This window comes from Aequorivita soesokkakensis (assembly GCF_001641085.1).
In the GTDB taxonomy this organism is placed as follows: domain Bacteria; phylum Bacteroidota; class Bacteroidia; order Flavobacteriales; family Flavobacteriaceae; genus Aequorivita; species Aequorivita soesokkakensis.
The window spans coordinates 97,392-113,453 of record NZ_LXIE01000045.1; the positions used below are offsets into that span (position 1 = coordinate 97,392).

Below are 16,062 nucleotides of genomic sequence, written 5' to 3' on the forward strand. Positions count from 1 at the left end.
TTTTAAACTTCAAAATTAAACTTTATTTATCACTATTTCATCCTCATTGCTATAGATAAGCATTTTTTCCGAAACTATAAAACCCATATCCTGCAACGCATTTACATAATCAATTAATTGGTCGTTGTGGTAAATTTTGGGGCTACCCGTTTTATAATCAATTATGGTTGAGACGTTTTCAGAATTAATATTTATTCTATCAGGCCTCAAAACCAAACCGTCCTTCGTGATTATGCTTCGTTCATTATAAACTTTATCAGTTCCATCAAATAACTTTTTTAAATCGGGATGTTGCACGATTTGATGAATGGTATTCGTCAAAATATCAAATTCCTCTTTCGGAACAATCGCCCGCTCTTCCAATTCCATCAAAACACGTTCTGCATCGGCTTCCGAATAAATCTTGGCCATAGTGTCGTGAAGCAGATTTCCCGCAGTAATGGCCGCAACGGTTTCCGTCTCCAGAAACATTTCTTCGGAAGCAACTATTTTCAAACCGTGTGTTTTGGGATTGCTGGAAAGATATTTCGGCTCCATTTGCGAAACGACATGTTTTTCCTTTGAAATTTTTTCTGAATTTTTTCCGAATTCATAAACCATTTGATCGGCGTTCCACAAACCTTTCTGTTTCAAAAACTCCATAAAAAGATGGTTGTATGTTGAAGGAATTCCATCTTTTGGTTCAGTGGGCATTTCTGCAAAAACAAACAGCTTTTCAACTGCGCGCGTTAATGTAACATACAACAAGTTAATAGTGTCCAATTCCAACTGGCTTCGATGCTCATTGTACATTTGTTCACCAATTTCGCTATAATTTGCAACTTCAGATTTGTAATTTATTTGTGCTTCCTTAAAACTGAAATCCTCGTTTTCTAGCGGATACCAAAGCTTGTCATATTTTCCATCGTACAATTGCATATCGGCAAACGGAAAAATAACCACCGGAAATTCCAGTCCTTTTGCTTTGTGAATGGTCATTAACTGCACCGCATTCGTACCCTCGCTGGCGGGAATGGAAGCATTTTCTTTTTTCGTTTCCCAATGATCCAAAAATGAAATTTTATCGGCTTGCGGCTGCTGTTCAAATTCATAAACCAAATCCATAAAACCGAAAAGATATGCATCCGCAGCTTCAGCGATTTTGAATTTTTCAATACAATATTCAAAAGCTTCATAAAGCGAAACCGTGCGCATTTCCGCAAAGGAAAAATCAACGCCGTATTCCCTTAAATTTTCTGAAAATCTTTCTTCTGAAATATTTAAAAATTTGGTAAAAAAAGTATGTTTTTCTTCAGAAATATTAAGCTGATCGTACAACAAATCCAACAATTGTATTTTGGCTTCGTCGTTGTTTGGATACAGACAAACTTGCAAAGAAAATACGAGAATTTGAACCAAATTTGAAGATTGCAAAAGCAAGGTTTCCGAAGAGATTACAGGCACGCCCTGCTCCATCAAAAAGGCGCCAAGGGCAATTCCATCCGCCTTTTTTCGGGTTAAAATACAAATATCACTTTCTGAAAAACCCTTGTTTTTTACATCGCGAATAGTCTCTAAAACCAAATTTGAATAGGTTTCCTCTTTTTCGGCTTTGTTCTGCTTTTCAATGAATTCAAATTTCACATAGCCGCCTTCCTTTGCATTCAGCTTTTGTTTGTTCCCGTCCTCATATAGTTTTCCGTGATCTACGTTTGCAAAATAAGATGAAATCTTTGTGAAAAATTCATTGTTGAATTTTACAATTTCTGCACAACTTCGAAAGTTGGTATCTAAAGGAAATACCTCCTTTTCGCGTTGGAATGGATTGTAATTTCCGTACAAATCCATAAACTGTTCGGGCAGACCGCCACGCCAACGATAAATGGATTGTTTGGCATCGCCTACCAACAACAGACTCCCGGAGGTTGGCTCTAATTGTTGCGAAAGTGCATTATCGATAAGCGGAATTAAATTTTCCCACTGCAATTTTGAAGTATCCTGAAATTCATCAATAAAAAAATGTCGATATTTTTCGCCCAAACGCTCGTATATAAAAGGTGCCGGTTGGTTTTTTATTTCCTTATTTATAAGCGAATTGAATTCTGAAATCGGCAACACATTTTTTTCTTCTTTAATAGTTTCAATTTCGTGATTTACCAAATTGATTACTGAGAGCGGAGTTATGTTTTTCAGCATATTTTCAATTAAGAACAATTGAAAAACCAACTCTTTTGTTTGCTGAAAATTTGCAATAAAATTTGGGGTCAGCTCATCAATTATAGCTCCAATTTCCGCTGAAACCCTACCAGGATATAATGGTTTCTCTCCCATAGTTTCCTGCCATTTTGTGCCAAAATTCAAATCATATCTTCCTGCTTCAAGATTTTGAAAATGTTTCGGCAAATAACTACCGCTGAAATCGTCAAACTGCAAACCACTTTCGGCAATAAGTTGAAGCGTTTCCGAAGCAATCGTTTCAATTTCCTCGGAAAGAATCTTCTTTTTTTGAAGTAATTGCTTTTTGAATTCCAGAAAATCTTCCAAAGATTTTTGCTTCAAAATTGAAACGTGGTCCGAATCGTTTTCATTGTAAAGCAATTTTGCAGCATTGGCAATGTCACGGGAAATATCCCACGATTTATCGTCGTCCGTTTTTTCCAATGCAAAATCGAGTAATACTTTTGTAATTTCCCTGTTTTCTCCGGCTTTGCTCAATAATAAATCCACTGCCTCGGCCAAAAGTTCATTTGTTTCCAGCGTAACCTCAAAATTGGTTGCAAGTTTTAAATCGCGCGCAAACGTTCGTATTAAACGATGGTTGAACCTATCAATGGTTTCTACACTGAAAGCTGCGTAATTATGAAGAAGGTTCTTTAGGATTTTTCGGGATTGGGTTTGAATTTCACTTAAATTTTTCCCTGTTTCTTCTGCAATTTTCAGCATCATTGGCAGTGGCTCTAAAACGCTTTTTTCTTCACCGAAATTCACCAAAGTTTCCACAATACGCTGCTTCATTTCAGCGACAGCTTTATTGGTGAATGTGATTGCCAAAAGGTGTTTAAAGTAATCTTCGCTTTTTGAAGAAAGAATTTGTTTCAAATATTCTTTTACGAGCGTAAAAGTTTTTCCGCTTCCGGCCGCGGCATCGTAAATTGAAAAGGAGAACTGTTTTTCCAAGGAAATATCATTTTGCACTAAAATACTGCTTTTATGGCTTTGGAATCAAAATAAATTATAACTGAATAGAAATCTTATAAAATCTATAACACTTTAAAGAGGTGAGAATGTCTAAATTTGAGTGAATTTAGTAATAACCAATAAAAAACGATATAATTATGTCTTTCGAATTACCAAAATTACCGTATGCATTTGATGCTTTGGAACCGAACATCGACGCAAAAACGATGGAAATACACCACGACAAGCACCACCAAGGTTATACCAACAATTTGAACGATGCCATTAAAGGCACCGACATGGAAGGTAAAACCATTGAAAATATTCTGACCAATCTTGATATGGAAAATAAAGCCGTCCGTAATAATGGTGGCGGATTTTATAACCACAGCCTTTTTTGGAAAGTAATGTCTCCAAATGGCGGCGGAAAACCTTCGGGTGAACTTGCAGAAGCTATTAATAGTGCCTTTGGAAGTTTTGAGGATTTTAAAGAAAAATTTTCCACCGCTGCTAAAACGCAGTTTGGCTCTGGTTGGGCTTGGCTTTGCGTACACAAAGGTGGAAAAGTTGAAATTTGTGCCACGCCAAACCAAGATAATCCATTGATGCCAAAAGTTGGTTGCGGTGGAACTCCAATTTTAGGATTGGATGTTTGGGAGCACGCATATTATTTGAAATATCAAAACAAACGCCCCGATTATGTTGGTGCATTTTGGAATGTAATTAACTGGGAAGAAGTTTCTGCTAATTACGCAAAGAACAAATAAGGTTTAAATCAGATAACTGAAATTATGAATCCGCAGGTATAACTATGCCTGCGGATTTTTTATGCAAAAAAATCAAGTGGGAGAGAGGAAAATGAAAGGAAAAACTACTCGCAATAAAATTCAGAAAAGAAAATTTATAATTCCGAAGGTTTTCCACCCCGTTCAGATTTGGGCATAAAAAAAGGTAAACTAGCGTTTACCTTTTTTTGCCCCAAATCTACCATGAACTTAACCTACTTATGCTAATGGTATGTTCAAATATATACCAATAAAGTATTCAAAATTATGGTTTTAGATGAATTGCTTATTTTCTCGTTGAAAAACATATTTTATTGTTTTTCAGTCAAAAAATCATTCTTTAATTCCAAATTTTAACATTTAAAATATTAGAGTTTATTTGAAGAAGATTTGTTATAAAATTTCTTCATTGAGCTCGAGTCACCCCTGAGAGATTCGTAATTTTAAAAAAGGCAGGCTTTCGTAAAGGGAAAAACAAAACGGCTCGCAATAAAATTCTAAATAGATTATAGATGTTCCCAAGGCTCGCCACCCCAAATTTGGGGCATGAAAAAAGGCAGGCTTTCGCCTACCTTTTTTGCCCCAAATCTTACCATAGACCTAACCTACTTACGCCTTATGGTAAGCTCAAATATAATTTAAGTTTATACACTAATATAGTGTTAATCAACAATTTCGATTAAGTGGATTGGGTTTCCGATAAACGGTAAAGGCTGTGTTAAAATTTAAAGACTTTTAATAAGCACGTTCTGGATTGCCTTCATAAAAATTGATGTAGGCCCTGTTCACAACCCTGTTTCCGCCTGCTGTTGGGTAGTTTCCGGTGAAATACCAATCGCCAAGATTTTTAGGGCATGCTTTGTGAAGATCATCAACAGATTGAAAGATAATTTTCACCTTTGCGTTTATGTTTTCGTTGCTTATTATTTCAGAAATTTTATCTGAAATCTCTTCATCAGTAAAAGGAGCATAAAGCTTTTTAACATGATTAATTACCGAAACATCTTCCATTGTAACTTGCTCCTTACATTTATGGTAGATCTCTTCAACAATTCCATAGGTTCCGCGATCTTTATGAAGTTCCAAAGCTGCTTGAAAAGCCACTAAATGCTCTAAACGCGCCATATCAATTCCATAGCAATCCGGATAACGAATTTGAGGGGCTGAAGAAACTACAACAATCTGTTTTGGATGAAGCCTATCCAGCATTTTCAATATACTCTTTTTCAAAGTAGTTCCGCGAACGATGCTATCGTCAATAATAACCAAATTGTCATCTGGTTTTACAACGCCGTATGTAACGTCATAAACGTGTGCTACCAGATCATCTCGACTACTATCGTCTGTAATAAACGTTCTAAGTTTTACGTCTTTTATTGCAATTTTCTCCGTGCGGATTTTATGCGCTTGTATTTGCTGAAGTCTTTCGGGAGTCAAGCTTTCCTTTTCTTTCAGGATTGCCTCATTTTTCTGTTTGTTGAGCTCGTCTTGAGCCGCTTCCAGCATTCCGTAAAAAGAAGTTTCGGCAGTATTCGGTATAAAAGAGAAAACTGAATTTTCCGTATCAAAATCGATTGCCTTTAAAATTTTCGGCATTATCAATTTTCCGAGCATTTTTCGCTCTTGATAGATTTCCGCATCACTTCCGCGGGAAAAATAAATTCTTTCAAAAGAACAGGATCTTCGCTCTAAAGGAGCAAGTATTTCCGAAAGTTTCTTGCTCCCGTCTTTCTTTATAATAAGGGCATGTCCAGGATCTAATTCTTTCACTTCCTCAAAAGGAACGTTGAAAACGGTTTGGATTGCAGGTCTTTCCGAAGCAACCACAATCACCTCATCATCTTGATAAAAATATGCGGGACGAATTCCTGCCGGATCTCGCAACACAAATGAGTCTCCGTGGCCCAAAAGACCGGCCATGGCGTAACCTCCGTCCCAATTTGCGGCAGATTTCCGAAGTATTTTCGCCAAATTAAGGTGTTCTGCAATAAAGGGTGATGCCTCTTGTTTGGTCATTCCTTTTGCCTTTGCCTTTTTATAGAGTTTTCGAACCGCATCATCTAAAAAATGGCCAATTTTTTCCATAACCGTTACGGTATCGGCCTTCTCTTTAGGGTGCATTCCGAGTTTTATGAGGTTGTCAAAAAGCTCGTTGGTATTGGTCATATTGAAATTCCCCGCAATTATAAGATTACGGTGCATCCAATTGTTTTGACGCAGAAAAGGATGGACGTTTTCAACGCTATTTATTCCGAAAGTACCGTAACGAACATGACCGAGGAATAATTCACCTATATATGGAATGTTTTTTTTCTGTGCTGCAACATCGTCTTTATATTCTGGATGCTGAGAAAATTCAAGATTTATACGTTCGTTTATTTGTGCAAAAATATCCTGAATAGGTTGCGCGGCATTGGAGCGAACACGACTTATATAGCGCTCTCCTGGATTTACGTCCAATTTAATGCTGGCAAAACCGGCACCGTCCTGTCCACGGTTGTGCTGTTTCTCCATCATTAAATACATTTTGTTTACACCGTAAAAAGCGGTTCCGTATTTTTCCTTGTAATATTCCAAGGGCTTCAACAGTCTTACCAGTGCAATTCCACATTCGTGTTTTAACGCGTCGCTCATATTTTTTCTGAAACTATATAAATGTACAAAAAACGCCCTGAAATTTCAGGGCGCGTATTTAGGTTAATTTGATGTCAAATTGTGTCAAGCTTTTAAATTGCTGTAAGCGCTGATGCACTTCGCTATTTGAAAGTTTGAGTAATCTTTCGGGGCCAAATTTTTCTACGCAAAATGAAGCCAGGGCCGAACCATTTATAATGGCATTCTTCATATTATTATAACTGTAATCTCCCGTTTTTGCCAGATAGCCGGTAAACCCTCCTGCAAAAGTATCGCCAGCTCCAGTTGGATCAAAAACTTCTTCCAGCGGAAGTGCGGGTGCAAAGAAAACATCATCATCACTAAAAAGCAATGCGCCATGCTCTCCTTTCTTTATAACCACATATTTTGGACCCATTTCCATAATTTTATGAGCAGCTTTCACTAATGAATATTCGCCAGAAAGCTGTCTTGCTTCTTCGTCATTTATTGTGATTACATCAACTTTAGCAATCACGCTCATTAACTCTTCCAAAGCACTGTCCATCCAAAAATTCATAGTATCCAAAACAATCAATTTTGGCGAATCCATCTGTTCAATTACGCTCAGTTGGACGAGCGGATGTAGATTTCCTAACATAACCACTTCGGCATCGCGATAATTTTCGGGAACTTTCGGATTGAAATCTGCAAGCACATTCAAATCGGTTATCAAAGTGTCGCGGGTATTCATATCGTTATGATATTTTCCGCTCCAAAAGAAGGTTTTTCCATCTTCAACAACCTCAAGTCCGGAAATATCCATCCCTTTTTCTTCAAGCATTTTAAGATCATCCTTTGGAAAATCACCCCCAACAATTGAAACTATAGCGCCATCCACATTAAATTGTGAAGCTGCCAAACCAATGAAGGTTGCGGCACCACCAAGAATTTTATCGGTTTTTCCGAAAGGAGTTTCAATAGCATCAAAGGCAACGGTGCCAACAATTACGAGTTTGCTCATAAAGGGTTTTTAAAGAGGGTGCAAATTTAATCAAATTAATTATAATGGAATTGTCTTTTAACAGCTTTAAAAAAATATTGTTGAGCGTTTTATTTCCGCCCAAAATCCGCAGGAATTTCACCCCAGGCTTTTGTTTCCCACTTTGCGATTTTTGTTTCGTATTTATTAGTCTTTAGCCAGTTCTCGGCGCGAGCAACCAATTCAAAAAGCGTTTTGTTTTTTGCAGATTGCTTTAGTTTTGTGTTGCATTTTTTCTTTTTCACCCAACCCATTGCAATTCGTGAATCACTGTAAATAATGCGGTCGCTGTTGTTTTTTTTCAGAAATGCCAAGCCGTGTACAAGCGCCAAAAACTCCCCAATATTATTAGTTCCCTGCTGAAAAGGACCTTGGTGAAATAATTGTTTGTGCGTTTGCGTGTCCACCCCGCGATATTCCATTTTTCCGGGGTTGCCGCTGGAAGCTGCATCAACAGCAATGGAATACAGATTTGGCTCGCCAATTTTTTGAAGTTGTTCTTTGGAAAGTGTTTTTTTTACAGTTTTCCCTTTATAATCTGCATATTCTTTATTGTAAGCTTCTTTAGCTTCGTCAAAAGTTTCGAAGCTTTTGTATTGTGCACCTTTTACTCCGTCTATAGAGCGTTTGCATTCCTTCCAACTGTCAAAAATTCCAGCAGGATTTCCGAACCAAACCACGTAAAATTTTTGCTTTTTAGACATTTCGAAATAATTTCAAATACCAGTAAAGTTTTAAGTCATTTTAATTTAATTCTTGTTCAAGATATTTTTCCATCTTCATTAATCCTATACTTAATTCATTCGTTTTTATTTCGTTGAATTTATCCCATTCTTTCTCAAAAAGTGCATAATATAATTCTTCATATTTTGTAATACTATCAGTATTTATGCTTTCAATGTTTTGTTTATTTAAAGAAGTTATTTTCAATTCCATTTTTCTCCGATATAATTCACACAGGTCAAAACGAGCTTGTGCAATTCTTAAAATAAGTGAATCATTTTTATTTGTTATGAATGATTCTTTAGGCATAAAAATAGTTGTCGAGCGATGAGTTATTTTTTTAGAAATATCATGAACAGATATAATTCCGACTGTCACAGCAACATTATCCATTTGAATTTTTTCAGGTTCGTAATTAAAGTCGCTAAATTTTAACTTCTTTTCAGAACTCCAAACTATGGAATTATTTAGGACTCTAAATTCTTGATAATTGTTATAAAGACGCTTTAAATCCTTTCTATATACTAATGAACAAACTAAAACCGAAAATAATATTATGATAAATATTTTCTTTTTCATACAGTTCAAAATTATCTAAATCATTTTAAGATTATCAGATTAATAATACCTCTTCAATTATCTTAGGAAACCATTCGTGTTCCAATTTATGGATTTTTTCAGCGACGGTTTCAGCCGTTTCAGTTTTTGAAAGCTTCACCTTTTTTTGTGAAATAATGGCACCCTCATCATAATTTTCATTCACATAATGAATGGTTATTCCAGTTTCAGCTTCGTTATTTTCCACAACCGCTTGGTGAACAAAATTTCCATACATACCTTTTCCGCCATATTTTGGCAGCAAAGCTGGATGAACATTTATCACTTTATTTGGAAATTCTTTCAAGATAATTTCAGGAAATTTTAATAGAAAACCCGCTAAGACAATAAGATCTGGCTGCATTTTCTTTAAAGTTTTCAAAATACCTTCCTCAGAAAACAATTCATCTTTTGTGAAAGAATCTGCTTTAACTTTAAGTTTTTCAGCACGTTCCAAAACTTTGGCATCTTTCTTGTTTGAAAGCACTCGAACGACCTCGGCAAATTGGGTTCGTTGAAAGTATTTAATAATGTTCTCGGCATTGGTACCGCTACCCGACGCAAAAATTACAATCCGCTTCTTCATTCCCGTTTCCAAAAGTTTTTCCAGAAGTAATAAATTAAAATAAATAACAAAAGTAAGGTAATAGGGTTTTACTTCGCCCAAAATTGTTTAAATTGGTTTTCCCAATTTTGTTCAAATGTGAAAATTCAAAATTATCAAATCCACATTTTTAACATTAAATGGTGTTTTCAATTAAAATATTTTATTTTTGCCACTTATAATTAAATTTAAAAATCAAGAATTATGTCAGACATTGCATCACGAGTAAAAGCGATTATCGTAGACAAATTAGGTGTAGACGAAAACGAAGTTGTAAACGAAGCCAGCTTCACTAACGACTTAGGAGCAGACTCCCTAGATACGGTAGAGCTTATTATGGAATTTGAAAAAGAATTTGATATCCAGATTCCAGACGACCAAGCTGAAAACATTGCCACTGTTGGTCAAGCAATTTCCTATATAGAAGCAGCAAAATAACAATTCTTCTATGGAATTAAAGCGAGTTGTAGTTACTGGCCTTGGTGCCCTTACCCCTATTGGCAACAATATTCAAGAATATTGGAACGCCCTTGTAAGCGGGAAAAGTGGCTGTGCGCCTATAACATATTTTGATACTGAAAAGTTCAAAACAAAATTCGCTTGCGAATTGAAGAATTTCAACGCAGAAGATCATTTTGACAGGAAAGAAGCCCGAAAACTTGACCGTTTTGCCCAATATGCCCTTGTATCTTCCGATGAAGCGATACAAGATGCCGGAATAAACCTCGATGAGGTTGACAAATTCCGCGTTGGTGTAATTTGGGGAGCCGGAATTGGTGGGTTGGAAACTTTTCAAGATGAAGTAATAAACTTTGCAGAAGGGGATGGAACACCACGTTTCAACCCCTTCTTTATTCCAAAAATGATTGCGGACATTGCGCCCGGAAACATTTCCATAAAACACGGTTTTATGGGACCCAACTACACTACTGTTTCTGCCTGCGCTTCTGCTGCCAATGCAATGATAGATGCACTCAACTATATACGTTTGGGGCATTGTGATATTATTGTGACTGGCGGAAGTGAAGCTGCTGTTACCAAAGCAGGAATGGGTGGTTTCAACGCAATGCACGCTTTATCAACCCGTAACGATAGTCCTGAAACGGCATCACGTCCTTTTGACGCGACCCGCGATGGTTTTGTTTTGGGGGAAGGAGCCGGTGCCTTGATCCTTGAGGAATACGAACACGCAAAAAAACGTGGCGCAAAAATTTATGCTGAAGTTGTGGGCGGCGGTATGAGCAGTGATGCTTACCATATGACGGCACCCCATCCAGACGGTATTGGTGTGGAACGCGTTATGCTGAACACCCTGCGCGATGCCAATATGAGTCCGAATGAAGTGGATGCCATAAACACCCATGGAACCTCAACCCCACTTGGCGACGTTGCCGAATTGAAAGCTATTGTAAATGTTTTTGGCGAACACGCTAAAGACATCAATATCAATTCAACAAAATCTATGACCGGACACCTTTTGGGAGCTGCCGGCGCTATTGAAGCAATTGCCTCTATTTTGGCAATGAAACACGGGATTGTTCCACCTACCATAAACCATACTACGGTAGATGAAAATATAGATCCTTCCTTAAACCTTACTCTTAATAAAGCTCAAAAACGTGACATAAAAGTGGCGATGAGCAATACTTTTGGGTTTGGCGGGCACAATGCTTGTGTGCTCTTTAAAAAACTTGATGCCTAAAACAATTAATGGCTTCCATTAAAAACATATTTTCTTCCCGTTCAGACAAAAACGGGGAATTTTCCAATTCCCTAAAAAAAATATTGGGGTTTAAACCCAAAGACCTTTCCATTTACGAAACCGCTTTCACACATCGTTCCACCAACGAAAAAAACACCAGCGGCCAACCGCAAAATTATGAACGGCTCGAATTTTTGGGCGATGCCATGCTGGGAGCCGTTATTGCGGCACATCTATTTAAAAAAGTACCTGGAGGCAACGAAGGTTATTTAACAAAAATGCGGAGCAAAGTGGTAAGTCGCGAACATTTGAACGAACTGGGCCGTGATTTGAACCTCATCAAATTTTTAAAAACTACTATTCCAACGCAACAATTCAGCGGTAATATTTACGGAAACGTTTTTGAAGCCTTGGTCGGGGCTATTTATCTGGACCGCGGATTTAAATACTGCGAAAAATTCATTCAAAAGAGAGTTATAAAACCATATGTTGACATCAAAAAATTGGAAGGAAAAGTAATTAGCTACAAAAGTCTTTTCATTGAATGGTGCCAAAAAAACAAAAAGCAATTCAACTTTGAAGTTTATGAAGACAATGGCAAAGACGAATTGAAACATTTCGCCGTTCGCCTAAAACTTGAAGACGAAATAGTAACAAAAGCCCGCGCAACTTCAAAAAAGAAAGCAGAGGAACGCGCTGCGAAAAGAGCTTTTTACAAGCTTCAGATTAAGGTAGATTCGGAAAAACCTTAAAAAGCAGAAGTTATTTTTCTGTCAAATTTAACGTTAGCAACCAAGTTGTTTCGTTAATCCCTTTAAAGTTGCCTATTTTTGTGTAATAACATTCGGAAGCACGAACAATAGCTTCCATAGAATCTATAGAATCAACAGCATCAAAAAATATGGCAAATCACAAATTAATATTTGATGAAGATTTTGAAGAGCCTTATACGCTCATTGCCATTCATTGCAGTGAAGAAGCCTATAAAATGGCTTTTTTGATGAATCAACATCTCAGTCTAAAATTAAAAAGAAAACAGACTGATCTCGATTTTTCAACCGAAGGATTACTCATTACTTTTCCGCTGTATAATTTTGAGGACGTGCACAAGTACACCCACTTTTATTTGGTAGCCAACAAATGTAAATCGGTTGAAGCGAGTTTACAGAGTTCCGGCGGCTTGTTTGCTGAAATGGTCTCCGAAAAATCCACGGTTCATTACCTGCTTCCCGAATTCAAAAAAGTAGATTATTTTCTGAAAATTTATTCAGATTTTGAAACAGTTCCGCTTCGAAGAATTCTTTCACAAATAAATGAGATAAAACAAGTCATTTCTGCATATACGCTAGAAATGGACACAATAAAGTCAAAGAACAATTTAATTTTCGATTAAATGTCAAACCAAAAAAGAACAAAAATAGTCGCCACCCTTGGCCCTGCAACTTCCAGCAAAGAAATCTTGAAACATATGATTTTGGAAGGCGTAGATGTTTTTAGGGTGAATTTTTCCCATGCAGACTATGCAACTGTAAAAAAAACTATTAAAACCATTAGAAACCTTTCCGAAGAACTTGACACGCACGTAGCCATTTTGGGCGATCTGCAGGGACCAAAACTTCGGGTTGGGGTTATGAAGGAAGAAGTTATAGTGCAACCGGGCGATGAACTTTCCTTTGTAACTGGGGCAGAATTTGAAGGCACCAAGAAGAAGGTGTATATGAACTATAACAATTTTCCAAAAGATGTGAACCCCGGCGAACGCGTTCTTTTGGATGACGGCAAACTTATTTTTGAAGTGCTTGAAACCAATAAAAAAGATGAAGTGAAAGTTATGGTAATTCAAGGCGGGCCCCTTCGTTCCAAAAAAGGAGTGAACCTGCCAAACACCAAAATTTCACTTCCGGCACTTACCGCAAAAGATAAAGAAGATGCTGTTTTTGCCATTCAGCAAAAAGTAGATTGGCTCGCACTATCCTTTGTGCGCCACGCTGAAGATTTAAAGGAACTACAGGCGTTAATTGAAGCACATTCAGAATATAAAATTCCTATCATCGCTAAAATTGAAAAACCCGAGGCGGTCGAAAATATTGACAGAATCATTGCATATTGTGATGGCTTGATGGTGGCCCGTGGCGATTTGGGAGTAGAAGTTCCCGCAGAGGAAGTTCCGTTGATTCAAAAAGAATTGGTACTTACCGCAAAGCGTGCCCGAATTCCAGTAATCATCGCCACCCAAATGATGGAGACGATGATAACTTCACTAACGCCAACCCGCGCCGAAGTGAATGACGTTGCAAACTCCGTAATGGACGGTGCTGATGCGGTGATGCTTTCCGGGGAAACTTCCGTGGGAAATTATCCCGTAGCGGTTATAAAAACAATGGCAAAAATCCTTAAAAGTGTAGAAAATTCTGAATTGATCCGAGTTCCACAAGAGCCGCCACAGATTAAAACCAACCGTTACGTTACCAAATCCATCTGTTATCACGCAGCACATATGGCAAATGAAATTGAAGCACAAGCTATATGCACGTTGACCAATAGTGGTTACACCGCTTTCCAAATTTCGGCTTGGCGGCCGTCAGCTTTTATTTTGGCATTTACCAGCAACAAACGCATTCTCGCCCGTTTGAATTTATTATGGGGCGTAAAAGCATTTTATTACGACAAATACGTAAGTACAGATGAAACTGTGGATGATGTAAATAGAATTGCCTGTGAAAAAGGCTTCGTGCACAAAGGCGATTATTTAATCAATCTTGCGGCAATGCCAATTGTGGATAAAGGCATGGTAAATACGTTGCGGGTTACGCAGGTGAAATAATTAGTCAGCTACTTCGGTCTTTTCAAGTTTCATTCCATCCGCTTCCTTGGTAATAGTAACCGTATATCCAAAACCAGTTGTTTTGTAGTTATAAACTATTTTCTGAAGTTCGTTGCTATTTCGTGAAACCTGTAGCTCGCTGATAAAATCGGTTTTCTTTTTCTCGTTGTTTTGTTGCGTTTCGTTATTGGAGCCCTTAGGATTTGGAAACGCAAACGATTTCGGAATTGCAAAAAGTTGTTGGGCCGTAAAAAATGCTTCGTGCCATTTATCTGTTGGCAGAATCAAAGTTTCAGTTTTGGTGGGCTTGCTTGCTGTGCCGCCCGTTGCTTCGGAATAATTCACCTTTGGAAAATCCTTTTTTAATTCCTCAGCATAGTTTTTTGCGGCAGTATCTTCTTCAGGTGGATAAAACTTTGACAGAAAACCATTAAAGGCGAAACCCTTTTTATTATTGTATTCAACCTCATCCATCGCGCCATCAATTCCACCCACGTTCATCGTGGTTTTTCCTTCGGCATTCAAAATTTTCACTTTCGTGCCCAAAGGCATCACGGCAAGTTTTGCACTTTGCAAGTTTGGAAATTCACGTAAAGTCAACCCACTAACGGCAGTAACATACATAGCATCCGGCGCAGTTTCCGCAGGAATGGAATCTGTTACAACGGTTTGGGTTTCTTCGTTGGTTTTGGCGTCATTTTTACAGGAAAAAAGAAAAGTGAAACCTGCAAGGGCAAGGATGGAAAAAGCTACGGTCTTCATAAATCTGGAGTTTTAAATTAGTTTAAAGATACGTAGCTTTCTATCATATTTAAAATTTTTACAATCTTCCTCCCCCTTTTTCAGGAGGAGGTGCCGAAGACGGAGGAGGCTTAAAATTCAAGTTTCAATTGCACGTCTATTGATTCCTTCGGAACCTCCTTTTTCTTTGGGGTTTCGTTGTTTAGGTGTGAAATTGAAATTCCCAACAACCGTACCGATTCCTTCATCTTTTCCTGAAATAACAATTCTTTAACTACATCCAAAATCAATTCCTTGGAAGCGATAAACAGCGGAAGTGTTTTGCTGCGGGTTTGCAGTGTAAAATCGCGATATTTAATTTTCAGCGTAACAGTTTTTCCCGCCAGTTTTTTGCTCTTTAACCTGTTTTCAACTTCTGCTGCGATTTCCTCAAGCCGTTCCATCATAAAAATTTCAGAAGAAATATTTTCAGAAAAAGTATGCTCTGCTGCCAACGATTTCTGCGTTCGCGAAGGCTTTACTTTGCTATTGTGGATGCCACGGACCACCTTGTAATAAAAACCACCGCTCTTTCCGAAGTGTTCCTCTAAAAATTCAAGCGATTTACTTTTCAAATCCTTTCCCGTAAAAATGCCCAAACGGTACATTTTCTCTTTTGTAACCTTCCCAACGCCATAAAATTTCTTTACATCCAGCGTTTCCAAAAAAGGAACCACTTCCTCGGGACCGATAGTTTTTTGTCCGTTAGGCTTATTAATATCGCTGGCAATTTTGGCCACAAATTTATTCACCGAAATCCCTGCGGAAGCGTTCAACCCTGTCTTTTCTTTTATCTTTTTCCGAATCTCGGTCGCAATCAGCGTGGCGCTGGGATTGCCTTTTTTGTTTTCGGTAACGTCCAAATAAGCTTCGTCCAGCGAAAGTGGCTCCACCAAATCTGTATATTCAAAAAATATTTTCCGAATCTGTTTTGAAACCTCTTTATAACGGTCAAAATTGGTTCGCACAAAAATAAGTTCGGGGCAAAGTTTTCTTGCCATTGCGCCACTCATCGCACTGCGAACGCCAAACTTCCGAGCTTCATAACTCGCCGCGCTCACGACGCCACGGGCTGAGCTACCGCCCACGGCAATCGGCTTTCCGCGAAGATCGGGATTGTCCAACTGCTCCACGGACGCATAAAAAGCGTCCATATCTACGTGAATTATTTTGCGGATGGGCATTTCGTCCTGCATCTTACAAATTTAATATCTTTAATGTCTGGTTGAGCGCAGTCGAAACCTATTTTTAATGGAA

At 38.0% G+C, this 16,062-nt stretch carries 14 protein-coding genes; 6 read left to right on the plus strand and 8 right to left on the minus strand.

The window, feature by feature from the left end; all coding sequences use genetic code 11:
- Window positions 1–15 precede the first annotated feature (15 nt).
- Window positions 16–3,156 (minus strand): UvrD-helicase domain-containing protein, encoded by a 3,141-nt coding sequence (locus tag A7A78_RS12440; RefSeq protein WP_068762838.1) that lies wholly within the window; start codon window positions 3,154–3,156, stop codon window positions 16–18.
- A 158-nt stretch (window positions 3,157–3,314) separates the two neighbouring features.
- On the opposite strand from A7A78_RS12440, the gene A7A78_RS12445 reads away from it, so the two are divergent.
- The gene (locus A7A78_RS12445) at window positions 3,315–3,923 is read left to right on the plus strand and encodes a superoxide dismutase (protein ID WP_068762786.1); all 609 of its coding nucleotides are present in this window, start codon (window positions 3,315–3,317) and stop codon (window positions 3,921–3,923) included.
- A gap of 753 nt (window positions 3,924–4,676) precedes the next feature.
- On the opposite strand, the gene A7A78_RS12450 is transcribed toward A7A78_RS12445, so the two are convergent.
- From A7A78_RS12450 to purN, 5 genes are all read right to left on the minus strand, one after another.
- On the minus strand, window positions 4,677–6,575 hold the full coding sequence (locus A7A78_RS12450) for an amidophosphoribosyltransferase (RefSeq protein ID WP_068762787.1): 1,899 nt from the start codon (window positions 6,573–6,575) through the stop codon (window positions 4,677–4,679).
- Between the two features lie 58 nt (window positions 6,576–6,633).
- Window positions 6,634–7,557: a PfkB family carbohydrate kinase gene (locus tag A7A78_RS12455; protein ID WP_068762788.1), complete on the minus strand. Its 924-nt coding sequence runs from the start codon at window positions 7,555–7,557 to the stop codon at window positions 6,634–6,636.
- Between the two features lie 89 nt (window positions 7,558–7,646).
- Window positions 7,647–8,279, minus strand: a complete 633-nt coding sequence (locus A7A78_RS12460; RefSeq protein ID WP_068762789.1) for a ribonuclease H1 domain-containing protein — start codon at window positions 8,277–8,279, stop codon at window positions 7,647–7,649.
- A 40-nt stretch (window positions 8,280–8,319) separates the two neighbouring features.
- Window positions 8,320–8,877 carry a hypothetical protein gene (locus A7A78_RS12465; protein WP_068762790.1) on the minus strand — a complete coding sequence of 186 codons (558 nt, stop codon included), beginning with the start codon at window positions 8,875–8,877 and terminating at the stop codon, window positions 8,320–8,322.
- Window positions 8,878–8,911: 34 nt separating this feature from the next.
- The gene (gene purN, locus A7A78_RS12470; RefSeq protein WP_068762839.1) at window positions 8,912–9,481 is read right to left on the minus strand and encodes a phosphoribosylglycinamide formyltransferase; all 570 of its coding nucleotides are present in this window, start codon (window positions 9,479–9,481) and stop codon (window positions 8,912–8,914) included.
- A 222-nt stretch (window positions 9,482–9,703) separates the two neighbouring features.
- Between purN and A7A78_RS12475 the strand changes: the two genes are divergently transcribed.
- The 5 genes from A7A78_RS12475 to pyk all read left to right on the plus strand — a co-directional run bounded on the left by A7A78_RS12475 (window position 9,704) and on the right by pyk (window position 14,025).
- A complete protein-coding gene (locus tag A7A78_RS12475; protein ID WP_014781833.1) occupies window positions 9,704–9,937 on the plus strand; it encodes an acyl carrier protein in 234 nt (77 codons plus the stop codon).
- A gap of 10 nt (window positions 9,938–9,947) precedes the next feature.
- Window positions 9,948–11,201, plus strand: a complete 1,254-nt coding sequence (gene fabF, locus A7A78_RS12480) for a beta-ketoacyl-ACP synthase II (RefSeq protein ID WP_068762791.1) — start codon at window positions 9,948–9,950, stop codon at window positions 11,199–11,201.
- Between the two features lie 8 nt (window positions 11,202–11,209).
- Window positions 11,210–11,953 (plus strand): ribonuclease III, encoded by a 744-nt coding sequence (gene rnc / locus A7A78_RS12485; protein WP_068762792.1) that lies wholly within the window; start codon window positions 11,210–11,212, stop codon window positions 11,951–11,953.
- A gap of 149 nt (window positions 11,954–12,102) precedes the next feature.
- The gene (locus A7A78_RS12490) at window positions 12,103–12,594 is read left to right on the plus strand and encodes an IPExxxVDY family protein (protein WP_068762793.1); all 492 of its coding nucleotides are present in this window, start codon (window positions 12,103–12,105) and stop codon (window positions 12,592–12,594) included.
- Window positions 12,595–14,025, plus strand: a complete 1,431-nt coding sequence (pyk, locus tag A7A78_RS12495; protein ID WP_068762794.1) for a pyruvate kinase — start codon at window positions 12,595–12,597, stop codon at window positions 14,023–14,025.
- Here the strand turns inward: pyk and A7A78_RS12500 are convergent, their stop codons facing one another.
- Both A7A78_RS12500 and dinB read right to left on the minus strand, forming a co-directional pair.
- Window positions 14,026–14,787 (minus strand): SH3 domain-containing protein, encoded by a 762-nt coding sequence (locus A7A78_RS12500; protein ID WP_068762795.1) that lies wholly within the window; start codon window positions 14,785–14,787, stop codon window positions 14,026–14,028.
- Window positions 14,788–14,897: 110 nt separating this feature from the next.
- Window positions 14,898–16,001, minus strand: coding sequence for a DNA polymerase IV (dinB, locus tag A7A78_RS12505; RefSeq protein WP_068762796.1), 1,104 nt, complete (start codon window positions 15,999–16,001; stop codon window positions 14,898–14,900).
- Between the last annotated feature and the right edge of the window lie 61 nt (window positions 16,002–16,062).

Excerpts from the sequence above, each read along its gene's own strand:
- A7A78_RS12455 (WP_068762788.1), bottom strand. The coding sequence starts at position 7,557 with ATGAGCAAACTCGTAATTGTTGGCACCGTTGCCTTTGATGCTATTGAA.
- A7A78_RS12475 (WP_014781833.1), top strand. The coding sequence starts at position 9,704 with ATGTCAGACATTGCATCACGAGTAAAAGCGATTATCGTAGACAAATTA.
- A7A78_RS12500 (WP_068762795.1), bottom strand. The coding sequence starts at position 14,787 with ATGAAGACCGTAGCTTTTTCCATCCTTGCCCTTGCAGGTTTCACTTTT.
- A7A78_RS12450 (WP_068762787.1), bottom strand. The coding sequence starts at position 6,575 with ATGAGCGACGCGTTAAAACACGAATGTGGAATTGCACTGGTAAGACTG.
- A7A78_RS12460 (WP_068762789.1), bottom strand. The coding sequence starts at position 8,279 with ATGTCTAAAAAGCAAAAATTTTACGTGGTTTGGTTCGGAAATCCTGCT.
- dinB (WP_068762796.1), bottom strand. The coding sequence starts at position 16,001 with ATGCAGGACGAAATGCCCATCCGCAAAATAATTCACGTAGATATGGAC.
- A7A78_RS12445 (WP_068762786.1), top strand. The coding sequence starts at position 3,315 with ATGTCTTTCGAATTACCAAAATTACCGTATGCATTTGATGCTTTGGAA.
- rnc (WP_068762792.1), top strand. The coding sequence starts at position 11,210 with ATGGCTTCCATTAAAAACATATTTTCTTCCCGTTCAGACAAAAACGGG.
- pyk (WP_068762794.1), top strand. The coding sequence starts at position 12,595 with ATGTCAAACCAAAAAAGAACAAAAATAGTCGCCACCCTTGGCCCTGCA.
- A7A78_RS12490 (WP_068762793.1), top strand. The coding sequence starts at position 12,103 with ATGGCAAATCACAAATTAATATTTGATGAAGATTTTGAAGAGCCTTAT.
- fabF (WP_068762791.1), top strand. The coding sequence starts at position 9,948 with ATGGAATTAAAGCGAGTTGTAGTTACTGGCCTTGGTGCCCTTACCCCT.
- A7A78_RS12465 (WP_068762790.1), bottom strand. The coding sequence starts at position 8,877 with ATGAAAAAGAAAATATTTATCATAATATTATTTTCGGTTTTAGTTTGT.
- purN (WP_068762839.1), bottom strand. The coding sequence starts at position 9,481 with ATGAAGAAGCGGATTGTAATTTTTGCGTCGGGTAGCGGTACCAATGCC.